This is a genomic window from Succiniclasticum ruminis DSM 9236, assembly GCF_900112895.1.
In the GTDB taxonomy this organism is placed as follows: Bacteria; Bacillota; Negativicutes; order Acidaminococcales; family Acidaminococcaceae; genus Succiniclasticum; species Succiniclasticum ruminis.
Window position 1 is genome coordinate 40,365 of record NZ_FONL01000006.1, and the last position, 16,450, is coordinate 56,814.

The following is a 16,450-nucleotide window of genomic DNA, read 5'->3' on the forward strand; positions in this document are numbered from 1 at the left end:
GAGCGGTCAGGATATTTGTGAAAAGCGCAAAAGAGAAATTAATAATAAAAAGTACTAATAAGATTATCGATTTTATTGACATTGCATTTTAGATATGATAACATTATCACAGTTAAAAAACGTACTTGCAGAGCCTTGAAAGAGCAGTAACGCCTTACCGTAAGCGAGAGAAATGTTGTTTTCGTCGAAGAGTAAGCAATAGGGAACAGGTTTCACAGGGTGAAAAACAGTCTTCTTAATTTCACCTTTTTATTTAATATCTAACTTGGAAAGGAAGGAACTCTATGAAAAAATTATCTAAAAAATCCGCAGCGTTATTGGTAGCAGGTCTCGTTACCTGTGGTCTGCTGGCCGGTTGCGGCGGCGGTGACAAGAAAGATGCTCCTAAAGATGGCGGCAAGGCTGCAGCCAAAACGTTGGTTTTTGGTTGCCAGATGTACGCTGACGGCGGTATCGACCCGTCTGCACAGACTAACACTGCCTGGAACTGCAGCCGTTTTGGCGTTGGTCAGACCCTGTTCCGTTTTGACGATAACGTAAAACCGGTTCCGCAGTTGGCAGAATCCGCTACCCCCAGCGACGGCAATAAGACCTGGACCTTCAAACTGAAAAAAGGGATTAAATTCAGTAACGGCACAGAAATGACCGCTACAAAAGTTAAAGAATATCTGGACTGGATCCGCGAAGCCGGTAAGAAGGGATCCACCAGGCCGCAGCAGTTCCTGGATTTTGAAGCAGTGGTTACGGCTGATGATGCGGCCGGCACTGTTACTATCAAATCTAAAAAGGCCTACCCGAATATGGCGGCCAGTCTGGCTGACCCCAGCATGGTCATTTTGGACGTAAAGGGCAGCAAGGATATGAAGAATGGCGCCATCGGCACCGGCCCCTACATGGTTAAATCCTTCAAAAACCAGGTAGGTTACGAAATGGTGGCTAACCCACATTACTGGAACGGCAAGGTTCCGTACGATCAGGTTAAAATTATGTTCATGGGCGACGCTTCCGCCAAGGCTAACGCGCTGCGCGCCGGCCAGATCGACCTGGCAGAAAACATCATGAACGTTGCGGACCTGAAAGCACTGCAGGGAGATAAGAAATTCACCGTGCAGATTGCGCCGGGTACCCGTTGCGGTTTCAGCTGGATGAACATGAAACAAGGCCGACCGCTGGCAAACAAGGCGCTGCGTCAGGCCGTGCTGAAAGCCATTGATTATAAGACCATCTGCAAATCCAACACCATCGGCGGCCTGTACACCCCAGGCCCGTCTGTCATCCCCAGCTCCCTGGGTTATGGCTTTGACAAGCTGAAGAACCCCTATGAATACGATCCGGAAGGCGCCAAGAAGATCCTGGACGAAGCCGGTATCAAAGATACCAACGGCGACGGCATCCGTGAACTGAACGGCCAGAATATCCAGCTGCGCTACATCTCCTACGCGAACCGTCTGCTGAACGACTTCTCCGACGCCCACACCCAGTACCTGAAGGCTGTAGGCATTGGCGTAAAGAGCGAGTACGGCAGTTCTGACGACCAGTGGAGTAAGCTGGTTGCCGGTGACTACGACTTCAACAACAATAACTGGAACTCCATGATTGCAGGCGCTCCCACCGTTTATATGGGCAACTGGTATAGCAAAGCCGAAGCGAATTACTGTGGTTTCAAGAGCGACACCTATGATAAGGCTTATGAAGAGTTGCTGACCACGATGGATACGAAACGCTATGCTGAGTTAATGCAGACCCTGCAGCAGACGTTGATCGACGAAGCGGCCGTTCTGGTAGACGGTTACTACAACAGCTGCATCATCTACAACAATGATAAGGTTGGTTCTGCCCACATGTATCCGCTGGATTACTACTGGATCACCGACGAAATCAAACCGGCTGGAGCGAAATAACCCACTAATCCGCTTATAGGCGGCTGCAAAAGTAAACACAAAGGGATACGGAGGTTGTACCCCGTATCCCTTCTGTGTAATTTTCTCTTTATATCTGCGATTCGTCGCTTATGACTGGGAGAGAAGTCAATGAATAAGAATGCTATTATATCCAGATTGCTGCAAATGGTGATCGTGCTGATCGGCATCAGCTTTCTGACCTTTTTATTAACCTATCTGTCGCCGGGCGATCCTGCGCGCAATATATTTACTCATGCCGGTGTCATGCCTTCTTCGGAAATGATTGAAGAGATGCGTAAGACCCTGGGTCTGGATAAGCCGTTTTTTACACAGTACAAAGACTGGCTGTTCAATTGCCTGCAGGGCAATTTCGGCGATTCTTTCATGCTGCAGAAGCCGGTTAAAGATTTACTGCTTGAGCGCCTGTGGCCAACCCTTAAGCTGACACTGGCCTCTACCGTGCTCATGCTCCTTTTTTCGGTGCCCCTCGGTGTGATTTCTGCTGTCAATCATAACAAACCTATCGATTATTTTGTACGCATGATCACCTTCTTCGGGGTGTCCATCCCGAACTTCTGGCTCGGCTTAATGCTGATCCTGATTTTCTGTGTAAAACTGGGGCTTTTACCGGTAGTTTCCTCTGCCGGTGATTTTAAGTCGCTGATTTTGCCGGCGGTGACACTGGCGGTTGCCATGACGGCCAAGTACACCCGTCAGGTACGCACGGCAGTACTGGAGGAACTGCATTCAGACTACGTAATCGGCGCCCGGGCCCGTGGCGTTTCGGAAAACAAGATTCTGTGGGGCAACGTGCTCCCGAATTCTCTGTTGCCGCTGATTACCATGCTGGGCCTGTCTATCGGTTCCCTGCTGGGCGGCACCAGTGTTGTCGAGATCATCTACTCGTATCCGGGGCTGGGCAATCTGGCGGTATCCGCCATTATGTCCGCAGACTATTTCCTGCTTCAGGGGTATGTGCTCTGGGTTTCCGTTATCTATATGCTGATCAACCTGGTTGTAGATATCTCCTACAATTATGTGGATCCCCGCATGCGGCTGAGGAGGTAAGCGTATGGAAACGAAAAAGAACAAATTTTTGAGTAACAAAGGCTTTGTCCTTTTCTCCATATTGGCCCTGATGGTCGTCCTTGTGGCTATTTTTGCCCCGGTACTTTCCGGAGGCGTAGATCCCACAGCTGGCAATCTGGCGGATGCCATCATGGCGCCGGACGCGAAACACATTTTCGGGACGGATAAAATGGGTCGGGATATTTACGCCCGGGTTCTGTATGGCGCCCGTATTTCGTTAGTGTCTACCTTTGCTCTGGTGCTGACGGTATTTGTAATCGGCACGGCGCTGGGTGTGCTGGCCGGTTATTTTGGCGGCTGGGTAGATGCAGTCATCATGCGTATTGCGGATATGATGATCGCATTCCCGGGCCTGGTACTGGCCATTGCCGTAGCCGGTATGCTGGGAGCCAGCATGCGGAACGCCATTATCGCTATTGCGCTGGTGACATGGCCTAAGTATGCGCGTATGGCCCGCTCCCTGGTGCTGAAAGTCCGCCACACGGATTACGTGTATGCGGCGATTGTTACCGGTTCCAGTACCTGGCGAATGTTGTGGAAATACATGTTGCCGAATACGATTACAACGCTGGTCATTACGGCAGCGACGGATATCGGCGGTATGATGATGGAGCTTGCAGCTTTGTCCTTCCTGGGCTTTGGCGCACAGCCGCCTACGCCGGAATGGGGCTCCATGCTGAGTGAAGGCCGCGATTTTATCCAGTCGGCTCCTTGGCTGATGTTGTATCCCGGTCTTGCCATTTTTATTACGGTCGTGATCTTCAATATGCTGGGGGATAATCTCCGGGATATTCTGGATCCTAAAGAAGAGTAAGGGGGGGAATATCATGTCACTGTTAGAGATTAAAAATGTAGATATTTCCTATGGCAAGAACCTTACGGTCAAAAACTGCAGCCTGAACCTGGAAAAAGGAGAAATCTGCAGTATCGTCGGCGAGTCCGGCAGCGGCAAGACCACCGTGATCCGTGCGGTCATGGGACTGCTGCCCGGTGCGGGCAGAGTTTCCGCCGGTGACATTACCTACGACGGAATTGATTTATTGAAGCTGACACACAAAGAGTGGCGTAAGCTGCGGGGTCATGATGTGTCCATGATTTTCCAGGACAGCGGCGCCATGATGAACCAGACCCGCCTGATCGGCGACAGCTATGTAGAATATATCATGACCCATGAGGATATCTCCAGGAAAGATGCCTGGGCAAAGGGTGTGGAAATGATTGAGCGGATGCGTCTGCCGGACGGAGACCGCGTGATGCGTTCCTATCCGTTCCAGCTCTCCGGCGGTCAGCGTCAGCGCGTGGGCATTGCCATGGGCATGACCTACCAGCCCAAGCTGTTGCTGGCTGATGAACCCACTTCGGCCCTTGACGTGACGACCCAGGCGCAGATTGTCCGGCAGTTCATGGAGCTTCGGGACGAATACGGTACCAGTATTATCATTGTAACTCATAATCTGGGTGTTGCGGCCTATATGGGAGACAAGATCGTGGTTATGAAACGCGGCGAGGTTGTAGATCAGGGTGAACGGGAGTATATACTCCACCAGTCCACCAATCCGTATACCAAGCTGCTGTTGGATGCGGTACCGACATTAGGAGGTAAGCGCTATGTTTGATGAAAAAGATCTGCTGATTGACGCGCGTCATGTGACCCGCCGTTTTCCGACCAACGACGGCCGCCTGCTTACCGCCTGTGATGATATCAATTTGAAGTTTTATAAAGGAAAGACCCTGGGCCTGGTCGGCGAGTCCGGCTGTGGCAAGAGTACTTTCATGCGTTTCTTGGTATGGCTTGATTACCCGACGGAAGGCGAAATCTTCTTCCATGGGAAAGATATCACAAAGATGAAAGGCGCGGAGCTGCACGAAAACCGCCAGCATATCCAGATGGTGTTCCAGGATCCTTCCACATCGTTTAATCCCAAGATGAAGATCAAGGAGATCGTCTGTGAGCCCCTGCTGAATTTTAACCGCATTAAACCGTCTGAAATGGACGCGAAAGCGCGGGAACTGCTGGAACTGGTAGAGCTTCCCGGCGATTTTGCGGACCGGTTCCCCCATAACATGTCCGGCGGTCAGCGGCAGCGCGTGGCTATCGCCCGTGCCATTGCCCTGGAACCGGAGTTCATCGTTATGGACGAAGCCACCAGTGCGCTGGACGTTTCCGTACAGAAAACGGTGATTGAACTTATCACCCGTCTGCAGCGGGAGAAGAACATTGCCATCGGCTTTATCTGCCACGATCTGGGACTGATTGAGTCCTTTGCCCATCAGGTGGCAGTCATGTATCTTGGCAATATCGTGGAAGTCATGCCGGGCGAAGGGCTGTCAGACGTATGCTGCCATCCCTATTCAAGGGCGTTACTGGCCTCTGTCTTTGATACCAAGATGGACTTTACCAAGAAGATCGAGAATATCAAGGGCGAACCGCCCAGTCCGCTGGACCTGCCTCCGGGATGTCCGTTCAGCAACCGTTGCCCGCACTGCACGGAACGCTGCGAGCACGAAAAGCCGAAGCTAGTTGAATTGACGCCGGGTCACGAGGTAGCCTGCCATCTGTTTACCAAATAAGAGGGCGGACTCCAGTGACAGTCTATAACGAGTAACGTAACACAGGCGCTGTAAAACTGATGGCGCCTGTGTTCCAGAATAAAGTTTAAGCAAAGTTCGATTTTAAAGTGAATTAGATCAGTATAGATACACTTAACTACATTGGCGTAGATACTATCAATATGAAAACACATCTGCATTCGATCACATTTGTTGAAGAACGGAACAATATTGTAACATTTGAAACAAACGGAATTAGCAAATGTGAAGAAAATGTGAAATGAGGGCTATTAACATATGAACACTTGCTCATATGTTATAATATAAGCATGAAATACATATCAACTATCAAACCTTATCCCGAAAGGGATATCAGGGACAGAAAACCGGGAGAACCGTGTCACAGTCCCGGAGCTCAGGCGCAAGGAAAGGTGAATTAAAATGGCAAAAGAGATCAGAGATCTGGAAGATGTCCGCAGCAGTGCTGAAGACGCTGCAGTACGAACCTTTGCAAAAGGGAGCGGCGTGATGCAGCATGTGAATGAAGTGGAGGAAAACGCAGTAAACGGAATCGTAGAGCAACATGCTCACGAACACGTACATGACCACAACCATGTACCGGCTCATTCTCACGGCGAGGGACTGGCTCATGACCACGGACACGACCATGACCATGGACACGACCATGACCATGGACACGACCATGACCACGGACACGACCATGACCACGGACACGACCATGACCATGGACACGACCATGACCATGGACACGACCATGACCATGGACACGACCATGACCATGGACACGACCATGACCATGACCACGGAAGCTGCGGCTGCGATGATTGCGCAACCCATGATCACAGCGAGCACGAACTGGTGCACCACAACGCGACCTATACCCACGCAGTGCACCTGGCCGGTCATCCGGACAACTGCGAGTGCGCCGCCTGCAACTCACATGAAGAGTATTGCGATTTCTGCGGTGAGAGCCTGGCACACTGCAAATGCCGTATGCCGGACGCCGACGATGTAAAACGGGTTTACAGTCTGATTAATCTGGACTGCCCCATCTGCGCGGCTAAGATCGAACATAAAGTGAAATCTCTGCCGGGCGTTTCCTATGCGGCAGTCAGCTTCGGCACCAAACAGCTCCGTGTTTCCGCCAAGAATCCGGACGCTATGTTGCCGATATTCCAGGAAATCTGCCGTTCGTTCCTGTCTTATGTAACCGTAGTACCCAGAGATGAAGCCCCGGGACAGTCCGATAAATTCCGTACCTACAACGTGGCCGGCCTGGACTGTGCAGCCTGCTCCATAAAAGTGCAGGACGCCATTGCGGCCATCCCCGGTGTAAAGATGGCAACCCTGGTTTACGAAACCGGCCAGCTCCGGGTTACCGCCGATAACTATGACGACCTGCTGGGTAAAATGCAGGCGGCTGCGGAAAAAGCCGAAGACGGTGTAACTATTACCGAACGGGTCCGTGCTTCTGCCCAGAAAAAATACCGCACCTATAAAGTGGAAGGTCTGGACTGCGCGGCTTGCTCTGTGAAAGTACAGGACGCCATCGCCGCCCTGCCGATCGTAGATGAAGCCATTCTGGTCTATGAGACCGGTCAGCTCCGGGTCAGTGCCCGCAGCTATGACGGCCTGCTGCCCCAGATGCAGGCGGCAGCCGATAAAGCGGAAGAGGGCGTGACCATTTCCGAAAAAGAACAGTTCGGTGCTGCCAAATTCCGCACCTACGACGTACAGGGCCTGGACTGCGCGGCCTGCGCTACCAAGGTGGAAGACGCCATCAAAGCCATGCCGGAAGTGGAGGACGCTGTGCTGGTATATTCTACCGGCCAGCTCCGGGTTACCGCCCGCAGCTACGACGGCCTCACCGCCAAACTGCAGGCTGTCACCGACAAGGTGGAAGACGGCGTGACTATTGTGGAACGGGCAGATAATGCGCCGGTTCCGGAACGGAAAAAAGAAAAGAAATCCTTCCTCAGCGAAAACGCAAGGGAACTGACTGAACTGGTAGTAGGCGGTGCCATCTTCATCATTACAGAGTGGCTGGGCCTGGTACCGGAAGAATACCATATGTACTTCCTTGTAATCGCCTATGTGATCCTGGGATGGAAAATTGTTCTGACTGCCCTGAAGAACCTGACCAAAGGCGAATTCTTTGATGAAAACTTCCTGATGACCGTGGCTACCTTAGGCGCCTTTGCCATCCAGGCCTGGGAAGAAGCAGTCGGTGTTATCTTTTTCTACCGGGTCGGCGAATGGTTCCAGGACCGTGCAGCAGACCGGAGCCGTGACCAGATCATGGACGCGGTGGATATGCGTCCGGAGGTCGTAAACCTGTTGGTGGGCGATGACGTGAAGGTGATTCCTTCCGCAGAAGCCAGGGTTGGCGACATACTGCTGGTTCGTGTAGGCGACCGTATCCCGCTGGACGGTGTGGTTGTGGAAGGTGAAAGCCTGCTGGATACATCCCCGGTTACCGGTGAGCCCGTGCCTGTACGCAAAACCTACGGCGATGAAGTGCTGTCCGGCTGCGTGAACACCTCCGGCATGCTGAAGATCCGCGTGGAAAAAGAACTGCAGGAATCCATGGTTACCAAGATCCTTGATTCTGTGGAAAACGCGGCGGCCAACAAGCCGTATATTGACAAATTCATTACCCGTTTCGCGCGGGTATATACCCCTATCGTAGTAGGGCTGGCTATTTTGGTAGCCGTTGTACCGTCCCTGATTACAGGAGACTGGCATAAGTGGATCTACACCGCTCTGACTTTCCTGGTTATCAGCTGTCCCTGCGCTCTGGTACTGAGTGTGCCCCTGTCCTTCTTTGCGGGCATCGGCGCCGGTTCCAAGCTGGGCATCCTGTTTAAGGGCGGCAACGCCATGGAAATGCTGAAAAACGTGGCGGCGGTGGTTATGGATAAAACCGGTACCGTTACCAAGGGCAACTTCGTGCTGCAGCAGGTCAATCCTGCAGGCGGCGTAAGCGCTGATGAAATCCTCCGGGAGACCGCGGGAATGGAACAGGTTTCCACCCATCCGATCGCTGTCAGCATCGTCAATGCAGCCAAGGAAAAGAACCTGGCCCTGCAGCGTCCGGAACGGTTTGAAGAAATCGCCGGCGAAGGCCTGGTAGCATACTATGGCAAAGATGTATTGCTGGCCGGTAACACTCGCCTGATGAACCGTTACAAAATCGACTTCAGCGGCTACCAGGCTGCGGCATACGGCAGTGAAGTGCTGGTAGCAAAGAACGGGACCTTCCTGGGCAGCCTGTTCATCAACGATACACTGAAAGACGATGCCAAACAGGCTGTGGCAGATATTACCAAACTGGGGCTGACCACGGTTATGCTCACCGGCGACGCCCGGAGAGAAGCGGAAGCGGTTGCTGCGGAAGCGGGCATCCAGGAAGTCCGGGCAGAACTGCTGCCGCAGGATAAGCTGAAAGAAATGAACGACCTGCGCAACAAATACGGCGGCGTCATGTTCGTAGGCGACGGCATCAATGACGCGCCCGTACTGGCCGGCGCAGACGTAGGTGCGGCCATGGGCAGCGGTGCGGACGCAGCCATCGAAGCGGCGGACGTGGTGTTCATGAACTCCGAAATGAGCGCGATCCCCAAAGCCATTGCCATTGCTAAGGCGGTCAACAATGTAGCCTGGCAGAACGTGGTATTCGCCCTGGTTGTCAAAGTCATCATCATGGTGGCCGGCCTATTCGGCTTCGCATCCATGTGGGCAGCGGTATTCGCGGATACCGGCGTATCCGTACTGTGTGTGCTGAACGCCTGCCGCGTGCTGTATAAAAAGTTCTGATCACGTATTAACGGAAGTACCGGTTGCAGGCAATAACCGGAAGATCTGCAACCGACATCCTTTAACGGAAACATTAAACGCTCTCACGTTTCCCAAAATCAGCGGCGTCTGCTGTATCAGGCAGACAGAAGGAGGTAAAGCCATGAAAAAAATTCTGTGCTTTGTATTATCAATTCTTTGCCTGCTTGCCGTTGCGGGCTGTGGTGGCGGAACTCAAAAAGCGGAGGTTCCTGCCCAGAAGCAGGCTGCCTCGGAAAAGGTGCTGCGAGTGGGCACCGATGCGGACTATCCCCCCTTTGAATATTATCAGGAATCTACCAAGGCCTTTATCGGCTTTGACGTGGAGCTGGTGCAGGGTGTGGCCAGAGAGATGGGCTATAGCAGGGTGGAGTTCGTGGACCTGGAATTCAACAACCTGTTACCGTCCCTTAAGGACGGGCAGGTAGATGCGGTTATTTCCTGCATGAACATTACGGAAGAACGCAAAAGGGCAGCTGATTTCACAGAGCCCTATCTTGTCAGTTCCAACGTGGTGATTGGTCCCGCGGAAGCAAAACCCGGCAGCGTGGACGTCATGAAGGACAGGCGCATTGCGGCAGAAATTGGCAGTATCCACGAGAAACAGGTTAAAAAGTATTCAAATACTGTTATTGAATGCGGCGGAGCGGAAGAAGCCCTGAAGATGATCATGGATAAAAAGGCTGACTTTGCTGTTATGGATAATTATACGGCCCGTTTCTTCATAACCAATTTTTACAACGGTAAGCTGAACATCGTGGCGACATTGCCTGACGAATCGGATAATGGCATCGGGATTGCCGTTACCAAGGGTAATAAGGAACTGCTGGCCAAACTGAACGAAGGTCTGCAGAAATACCAGGCACAGGCGTCTTTCCACCAGATGAAGAACAACTATTTTGGAAAACTGAAATAAAAAGGAGCCTTGACCTTTCGCAGTAAAACGCTAGCAAAATTTAACATAACGCTCATAAAAAACCCGGTACGGTTTTAATCCGTACCGGGTATTTTGTTATCTGTAATCCAAAAGCAGAAATCTTAAATTAGAAATTGGAGTTTCTGTTGTTCCCAAATATGTGGTAAAATTATAAACGATAAAGAGTGGCTTCAAAAGAATGATTAACCCGGGTATTTATTTATAAAAAAGCAGGAGAGGAAACGGAAAACACATGAAAGCTATTTGGAAAAAATCTGCAGTAATCGCACTTTCAGGGCTGCTGGCTTTATCGGTTGCGGGCTGTGGTGCCGGAAATAAAAAGGCAGACGGTGGCAAAGAGACTGATACAAAAGATACACTGAAAGTTGCCGCTGCCAGTTTTGCGGACTCCCTGGAACCTACTGTTGATTACAACGGCTGTCAGGTTGTCCGTTACGGTGTCGGAGAAACCCTGGTCAAATTTGATAAAAAGATGAATGTTACCCCGTGGCTTGCAGAAAGCTGGAAGATCAGCGACGACAGACTGACCTGGATTTTCAGGATCAACGACAAGGCTATGTTTTCTAACGGCAACAAGGTGACCGGTGACGCAGCAGCCAAATCATTGCTCCGTACTTTAGAAAAGTCTCCCCGTGCCAAACGTATGCTTCCAGTTGTTTCTGTCAAAATGGAAGGCCAGAATGTGTTGATCAGAACCGCAAGGCCTGTTCCGGTCTTGCCGCAGATGTTAGGCGATCCCATGTTCCTGATTGTTGATACTTCTGTTACAGACAGGGATTACGAAAAGATGGGACCCGTCGGCACCGGTCCTTATGTGGTAAAAACCCTCACTAAAGATAAATGTATATTGGAGCGGAACGAAAAATACTGGAACGGCAGGGCTTTTTACAAGAAACTCGATATTTTTGCTATTAAGGATCCTAATACCCGTGCCATGGCGCTGAAGAAGGGCGAAATCGATGTGGCTGCGGATATATCTTCCGGCGACTTAGCCCTGTTTAAGGATGCAAAGAAATTCCGCATCAGTGAAATTGCTTCCGTGCGCAGCGTTTTAGCCCGCCTGACCGTTAAGGAAGGCAGACCGTTGTCTGACAAACGGGTTCGCGAAGCCCTGGCATCCGCATTAGACCGCCAGGCTTACTGCAAGTTTCTTCTGAAAGACACTTTTACCTCCGGCGGACCGATGCTGCCGCCATCTGTTCACTATGGATTCAACGAACTGATTAAATCGGATAAGAACCGGTATAATGTAGGAAGAGCCAGAAAGCTGCTGGCTGACGCAGGTTGGAAAGATACCAACGGCGATGGCTTTGTTGACAAAAACGGCAAAAATCTGGAACTGGATTACTACTTTTACAGCAACAGGGCAGAGCTGCCTCTGTTTGCGGAAGCAACCCGTTCTGATGCCAGGAGGGTGGGCATCAAAATCAACCTGAAGAATGTGGATTACGCCGAGATCGATAAAATTGGCAGGGAAGGATCCGGCGATTTGTGTATCTCTAATATACTAACCTTCCAGGGCGATCCGGAAGTCTTTATGAACATGTACGTAAAGACCAACAAAAACAACAGCAATCTAGATAACGGAGGCGGATTCAGCAGCGCCAGATATGACGAACTGTCCGATAAACTGGCAGTGGAATTCGATCCCGCCAAACGCCGTGAGTTGATCATCGGGATGGAAAAAATCGCTTTGGAAGAACTTCCGCTGATTGTTTACGGCTATCCCCGGACCAACATCGTTTCCAAAGCGGAAATTGCAAATGCTGATATCCATCCCTGTGATTATTACTGGGAGACCAAAGACTGGAAGCCGGCAGTGATACAATAATGGTAAAAAAAGATGGAAGTTAACTGTATACTGGGATTTAAAACAGAACAGTGTACTGTTCCTGTTCAGGCAAACCGGCAATAAAATATCCGGACGGCTATGTACCGTCCGGATCTGAAAAGAAAGTATTATTAATAATTTTCAGCTTTGATTGCGAAGAAAGATTTCGGGTGAGCGCATACAGGGCATTCTTCCGGTGCTTCTACCGATTCCGCAACATATCCGCAGTTGGCGCACATCCACAGTTTTTTCTCATCCCGTTTGAACAGCTTCTCGTTTTCTATGTTGGCCAGCAACAGCCGGTACTGCTTTTCGTGCCGTTTTTCAATTTCCGCTACCCGTTCAAACAGGAAAGCGATTTCATCAAAGCCTTCTTCCCTGGCAGTTTTGGCGAATTCCGGATACATTGAGGTCCATTCTTCGTTTTCCCCGTCCGCAGCCATTTTCAGATGTTCGGCAGTGGGTTTGGAGAAATCCCCCAGCAGCCAGAACCAGATTTTGGCATGAGCCCGTTCCTGTGCGGCGGTTTCATCAAGAATATCCGCAATCTGCCGGCTCATCTTGCTGTCTTTTTCCGCCTGGCGGGCAAACAATGTGTATTTTACGTGGGCCTGGGATTCGCCTGCAAAGGCTGCTGCCAGGTTTTTCTCTGTCTGAGTGCCTTTCAGCCGTTTCATCTCTTCCATTGCTTTTGCTTCATTCATGTGTTGATTCCTCCTTAATTCTAATAATAAAGTTTTACCAGACTTTTAGCTGTCTGATTCCATTATAATTCAATTATTATGAGGAAGCAATTAAAAAGACATGAATCTTTTCTTTTTCCATATTTCCCAACCTTAATTTATTAAGAATTAATTCTATTAGTATTGCATTTTTATATGTTATAACTTATAATTATCATAACTGTTGGGAGGAATCTGCTCCTGCAGTGTATGTTACTGTGAATATGAACCTTAAGTTTTTCCGTCAGGCAGAGAAAGAGGTCGTCCGTTATGAAAAAGTTTCGAAAAATGCTTACTGACATATTATTAGCCACTTGCGGTATGGCATTTGCCGTACCGGGTCACGCAGGTTACAAACTCAGTGACGAGGTGAAAAAGCCAACGCCGGCGTTATTAGAAGCATCGGAAATCGGGGTACGGGTCTTTAATAACAAAGCGATGCAGGACCTGCCAGACAAGGACGCTATGGTGGTGATGTCCTTCGGCACTACAATGAAAGATACGAGAGATAAGACCATTAATGCTACGGTAGCGGAGATTCAGAACGCGTTACCAGGTATCAAGGTTGTGGTGGCTTATACATCCCACATTATAATTGACCGCATCAAAGCAAAAGAGGGCATTGCCGTTCCCACGCCGGAGGAAGCGTTGGAACAGTTGAAAGCGGAAGGTTATACCCGCATTGCTCTGGCATCTCTGGATATTATTCCCGGCATGGAATACGACTATAAGTGCGGCATTTACAGAAACTATCGCAATCAGTTCAAGAAGATGACCATGGGGCTGCCCCTTTTATTCTGGCAGGGGCAGGAGGACCAGCGGGATGATGTGGCAGAAACGGTGGAAGCCTTTGCCACCCAGTTTCCTGATCTGGCCGCCGACGAGGCGTTGCTGGTGATGACCCATGGCACGCCTCATCCTTCCAACGCGTTTTATGCCGTTATCCAGGACCGCCTGAATAAACTGGGGCGGGGCAACATCCATGTGTACAGCGTGGAAGGCATGCCCGTACTGGAACACGTCATTCCCGTACTGAAAGAGGAAGGCGTAAAGCACGTGACCCTGATGCCCATGATGATGGTGGCAGGGGATCACGCCAATAACGACATGGCGGGGGACGAAGACGATTCCCACAAAGTGATTCTGCAAAAAGAAGGATTTACCGTTACGCCCTACATTCACGGCATGGGCGAGAATCCGGCAATCCGTAAGATTTTTGTGGAACGTGCCCTGGAAAGCTGGGATGCACTGCAGAATGCAGCCGAAGGCCGGACGGGAGGCATGCCCCATTAAAACTGAAAAGTTAAAAAAGATAAAACGAAAAGCCCGCATGGTCCAATGCGGGCTTTTCGTTTTGCTGTTTGGTGACAAAAGGTGAAGAAGAAGGATTAGGGGTTTTGTCGTGGCAGATGGCTCCTGGCCACTTATCTTTTACTACTATAATTATAATTATTTACAATAAAGTTATCAACAGATTAAAATTATTTATTGATAATATTTACTCATTGCTTTTCGTGGCTCATATCTTCCAGTACGGCCACCAGAGCAAGCTTTGCTTCTTCCAGCCGGTCCAGGTCATATATTATGTCCCGTACCAGAAAATCTTTGGTGCTGACTGTATTGCTGATGCTGTCGATTACTTCGTCCATGCGTTTCAGCACGCCATATAAAATATCCTTCCGGGTAACGTCACGGTTCACTTCCATAAAATGGCACCTCCGGTTCTTTATATTTTGATAATTCAAATTATACTAATAACAGTAATTGCTCTTTTATTTTCCGATCGCTTTTTCCCACTTATTTACTACTTCATCACGATGTCTGCCTGCCCACAGAAAGTTGTATTTGATCAGCTTTATGCCTTTCAGTTCGTCTGCCTGTTTAGGTGGTTTGGCATCGGGGTGGGTAAGGAACTGGTAGGAGCCTACTGTCTGACCGATTTCCTGCGCCTTGGCAGTCAGGCACCAGTCGATGAACCGTTTGGCCGCCTCCTGATCGGGGCCGCCCTTGATCAGCGATACGGCACCCACTTCGTACCCTGTACCTTCCGAGGGATGGGTCAGGATCAGGTCTTTCATGCCCCCTTCCCGGAATTTGATGGCATCGTGCAGGAAAGAGATGCCGATGAGGCACTCACCCTGTCCTGCCATTTTCGCAGGAGCGGAACCGGACTTCTGATAGTTCTTCATCTGCTTGTCCAGTTTCGTCATATATTCCAGCGCGTCTTCTTCGCCCCGCAGCTGGAACATGGAAGCCAGCAGCGTATAGCCGGTGCCTGAAGATTTGGGGTTGGGCATGACGATCTGTCCCTTATATTCCGGTTTCAGCAGGTCGTTCCAGTTCTTAGGCGGTTCCAGATTCTTTTCCTTTAACAGTTTGCCGTTAGAGGCAAAGCCCAGATAACCCACATAAACTCCAGTCCAGAATCCGTCTCGGTCCCTGAACCGGTCTGGAATTTTGGCAGCATTGGGGGAAACGTATTTCTCCAGCAGTCCGTCCGCTTTGGCCTGGATTTGGCCGTCTGCCGGTCCGCCGAACCAGACGGAAGCTTTCGGCGCATCTTTTTCCGCTTTCAGTCGCTGCAGGGTTTCCCCGGACGACATACGCACCGCGGTCACTTTGATTCCGGTCTCTTTTTCAAAGGCGGCCACATCCGCCGCCATGAAATCCTCTAAAGCGCCCCAGTAAATCGTCAGCTTCTGTGTAGCGGGCCTGGCGTTTTCTTTCTTATCGCCGCCGCAGCCGCCGAGGGAGAATAGCAATAAACCGGTAAGTGACAAGGCACAAACAGTTTTCAGAGTTTTTTTCATAACACAGACTCCTTTTCCGTTGGATTGTGAGAGTGAAAAATGAAAAACAATATATTTACTTAATACAAAATATATCGTAAATCAAACTAATTACTGATTTTTTATAAATTTATTTTATCAGAAAGCCTGTATTTCGACAATACCATATAATAAAAAAGAAGGATAAACGGGTTACGCAAATATTTGCCGCATAAGCTATATTTAAAAAACCTGCTATCAATATAGAGTTTTATTAGCAAGTAAAATAAATAATCTTATGATAAAAAATAACAAATAACTTGACATTCTTAATAATAATTATTATTATATTAATGGACAGGAAAACCGGTCAGGCCAACTCAAATCCGACCGTTTCCGGTGAAGAGTGTTTTATAACTTAATACAACGAATAATACAGGTGCCCGCAAGGGCCCAACAGAGAAGTCCGGTGCAAATCCGGCGCGGTCCCGCCGCTGTAAGGGGGAGCGAACTTCAAAAATGTCACTGAAACAAATGGTTTTGGGAAGGCGAAGCGAGCGATGAACCCAAGTCAGAAGAACTGCCTGTATGAACTCCCATTTCTTGACCCGCGAGCGACGGGGAGGAGATGACTGCATAGCCGTTAACCGGCGGGCAGCTGCCTTCAAACCGTCTTTTCAATAACGAAAAGGCGTTTTTTATTTAGTTTATATAACGGCCTGGACAACCGTCATATAATGATTTGCCATTCTCAAACCTTCCGAATTCACGTGCGCGGTAACGCAGCCGGACACTGG

General features: G+C 49.8%; 12 protein-coding genes and 1 riboswitch. Of the genes, 9 read left to right on the plus strand and 3 right to left on the minus strand.

Features of this window, described 5'->3' with window-relative positions:
• Positions 1 to 284: 284 nt before the first annotated feature.
• From BM159_RS05880 to BM159_RS05920, 8 genes are all read left to right on the plus strand, one after another.
• Positions 285 to 1,901 (plus strand): ABC transporter substrate-binding protein, encoded by a 1,617-nt coding sequence (locus BM159_RS05880; RefSeq protein ID WP_093913331.1) that lies wholly within the window; start codon positions 285 to 287, stop codon positions 1,899 to 1,901.
• A gap of 129 nt (positions 1,902 to 2,030) precedes the next feature.
• The gene (nikB, locus tag BM159_RS05885; protein ID WP_093913332.1) at positions 2,031 to 2,969 is read left to right on the plus strand and encodes a nickel ABC transporter permease; all 939 of its coding nucleotides are present in this window, start codon (positions 2,031 to 2,033) and stop codon (positions 2,967 to 2,969) included.
• Positions 2,970 to 2,973: 4 nt separating this feature from the next.
• Complete coding sequence (gene nikC, locus BM159_RS05890; protein ID WP_093913333.1) at positions 2,974 to 3,804, plus strand: nickel transporter permease; 831 nt, start codon at positions 2,974 to 2,976, stop codon at positions 3,802 to 3,804.
• A gap of 19 nt (positions 3,805 to 3,823) precedes the next feature.
• Complete coding sequence (locus tag BM159_RS05895; protein WP_093913380.1) at positions 3,824 to 4,606, plus strand: ATP-binding cassette domain-containing protein; 783 nt, start codon at positions 3,824 to 3,826, stop codon at positions 4,604 to 4,606.
• Positions 4,599 to 5,561 (plus strand): ABC transporter ATP-binding protein, encoded by a 963-nt coding sequence (locus tag BM159_RS05900; RefSeq protein ID WP_093913334.1) that lies wholly within the window; start codon positions 4,599 to 4,601, stop codon positions 5,559 to 5,561. Before BM159_RS05895 ends, BM159_RS05900 begins: the two co-directional genes overlap by 8 nt.
• Before the next feature lie 420 nt (positions 5,562 to 5,981).
• Positions 5,982 to 9,377: a heavy metal translocating P-type ATPase gene (locus tag BM159_RS05910; protein ID WP_143089404.1), complete on the plus strand. Its 3,396-nt coding sequence runs from the start codon at positions 5,982 to 5,984 to the stop codon at positions 9,375 to 9,377.
• A 142-nt stretch (positions 9,378 to 9,519) separates the two neighbouring features.
• On the plus strand, positions 9,520 to 10,311 hold the full coding sequence (locus BM159_RS05915; RefSeq protein ID WP_093913337.1) for an ABC transporter substrate-binding protein: 792 nt from the start codon (positions 9,520 to 9,522) through the stop codon (positions 10,309 to 10,311).
• Between the two features lie 253 nt (positions 10,312 to 10,564).
• Positions 10,565 to 12,163, plus strand: coding sequence for an ABC transporter substrate-binding protein (locus tag BM159_RS05920; RefSeq protein ID WP_093913338.1), 1,599 nt, complete (start codon positions 10,565 to 10,567; stop codon positions 12,161 to 12,163).
• A 131-nt stretch (positions 12,164 to 12,294) separates the two neighbouring features.
• On the opposite strand, the gene rbr is transcribed toward BM159_RS05920, so the two are convergent.
• Positions 12,295 to 12,867: a rubrerythrin gene (gene rbr / locus BM159_RS05925; protein ID WP_093913339.1), complete on the minus strand. Its 573-nt coding sequence runs from the start codon at positions 12,865 to 12,867 to the stop codon at positions 12,295 to 12,297.
• A 288-nt stretch (positions 12,868 to 13,155) separates the two neighbouring features.
• Here rbr and BM159_RS05930 point away from each other — a divergent pair, with 288 nt between their 5' ends.
• Complete coding sequence (locus BM159_RS05930) at positions 13,156 to 14,178, plus strand: sirohydrochlorin cobaltochelatase (RefSeq protein WP_093913340.1); 1,023 nt, start codon at positions 13,156 to 13,158, stop codon at positions 14,176 to 14,178.
• 209 nt (positions 14,179 to 14,387) lie between these two features.
• On the opposite strand, the gene BM159_RS05935 is transcribed toward BM159_RS05930, so the two are convergent.
• Together BM159_RS05935 and BM159_RS05940 are read right to left on the minus strand one after the other, a co-directional pair.
• A complete protein-coding gene (locus tag BM159_RS05935; RefSeq protein WP_093913341.1) occupies positions 14,388 to 14,591 on the minus strand; it encodes a hypothetical protein in 204 nt (67 codons plus the stop codon).
• 66 nt (positions 14,592 to 14,657) lie between these two features.
• Positions 14,658 to 15,695, minus strand: a complete 1,038-nt coding sequence (locus tag BM159_RS05940) for an ABC transporter substrate-binding protein (RefSeq protein ID WP_093913342.1) — start codon at positions 15,693 to 15,695, stop codon at positions 14,658 to 14,660.
• 378 nt (positions 15,696 to 16,073) lie between these two features.
• Positions 16,074 to 16,255, plus strand: a riboswitch (cobalamin riboswitch).
• Positions 16,256 to 16,450: the final 195 nt, after the last annotated feature.

Bases quoted from the DNA above. Each gene is read 5' to 3' on its own strand.
- BM159_RS05880 (WP_093913331.1), top strand. From the start codon at position 285: ATGAAAAAATTATCTAAAAAATCCGCAGCGTTATTGGTAGCAGGTCTC.
- nikB (WP_093913332.1), top strand. From the start codon at position 2,031: ATGAATAAGAATGCTATTATATCCAGATTGCTGCAAATGGTGATCGTG.
- nikC (WP_093913333.1), top strand. From the start codon at position 2,974: ATGGAAACGAAAAAGAACAAATTTTTGAGTAACAAAGGCTTTGTCCTT.
- BM159_RS05900 (WP_093913334.1), top strand. From the start codon at position 4,599: ATGTTTGATGAAAAAGATCTGCTGATTGACGCGCGTCATGTGACCCGC.
- BM159_RS05910 (WP_143089404.1), top strand. From the start codon at position 5,982: ATGGCAAAAGAGATCAGAGATCTGGAAGATGTCCGCAGCAGTGCTGAA.
- BM159_RS05915 (WP_093913337.1), top strand. From the start codon at position 9,520: ATGAAAAAAATTCTGTGCTTTGTATTATCAATTCTTTGCCTGCTTGCC.
- BM159_RS05920 (WP_093913338.1), top strand. From the start codon at position 10,565: ATGAAAGCTATTTGGAAAAAATCTGCAGTAATCGCACTTTCAGGGCTG.
- rbr (WP_093913339.1), bottom strand. From the start codon at position 12,867: ATGAATGAAGCAAAAGCAATGGAAGAGATGAAACGGCTGAAAGGCACT.
- BM159_RS05930 (WP_093913340.1), top strand. From the start codon at position 13,156: ATGAAAAAGTTTCGAAAAATGCTTACTGACATATTATTAGCCACTTGC.
- BM159_RS05935 (WP_093913341.1), bottom strand. From the start codon at position 14,591: ATGGAAGTGAACCGTGACGTTACCCGGAAGGATATTTTATATGGCGTG.
- BM159_RS05940 (WP_093913342.1), bottom strand. From the start codon at position 15,695: ATGAAAAAAACTCTGAAAACTGTTTGTGCCTTGTCACTTACCGGTTTA.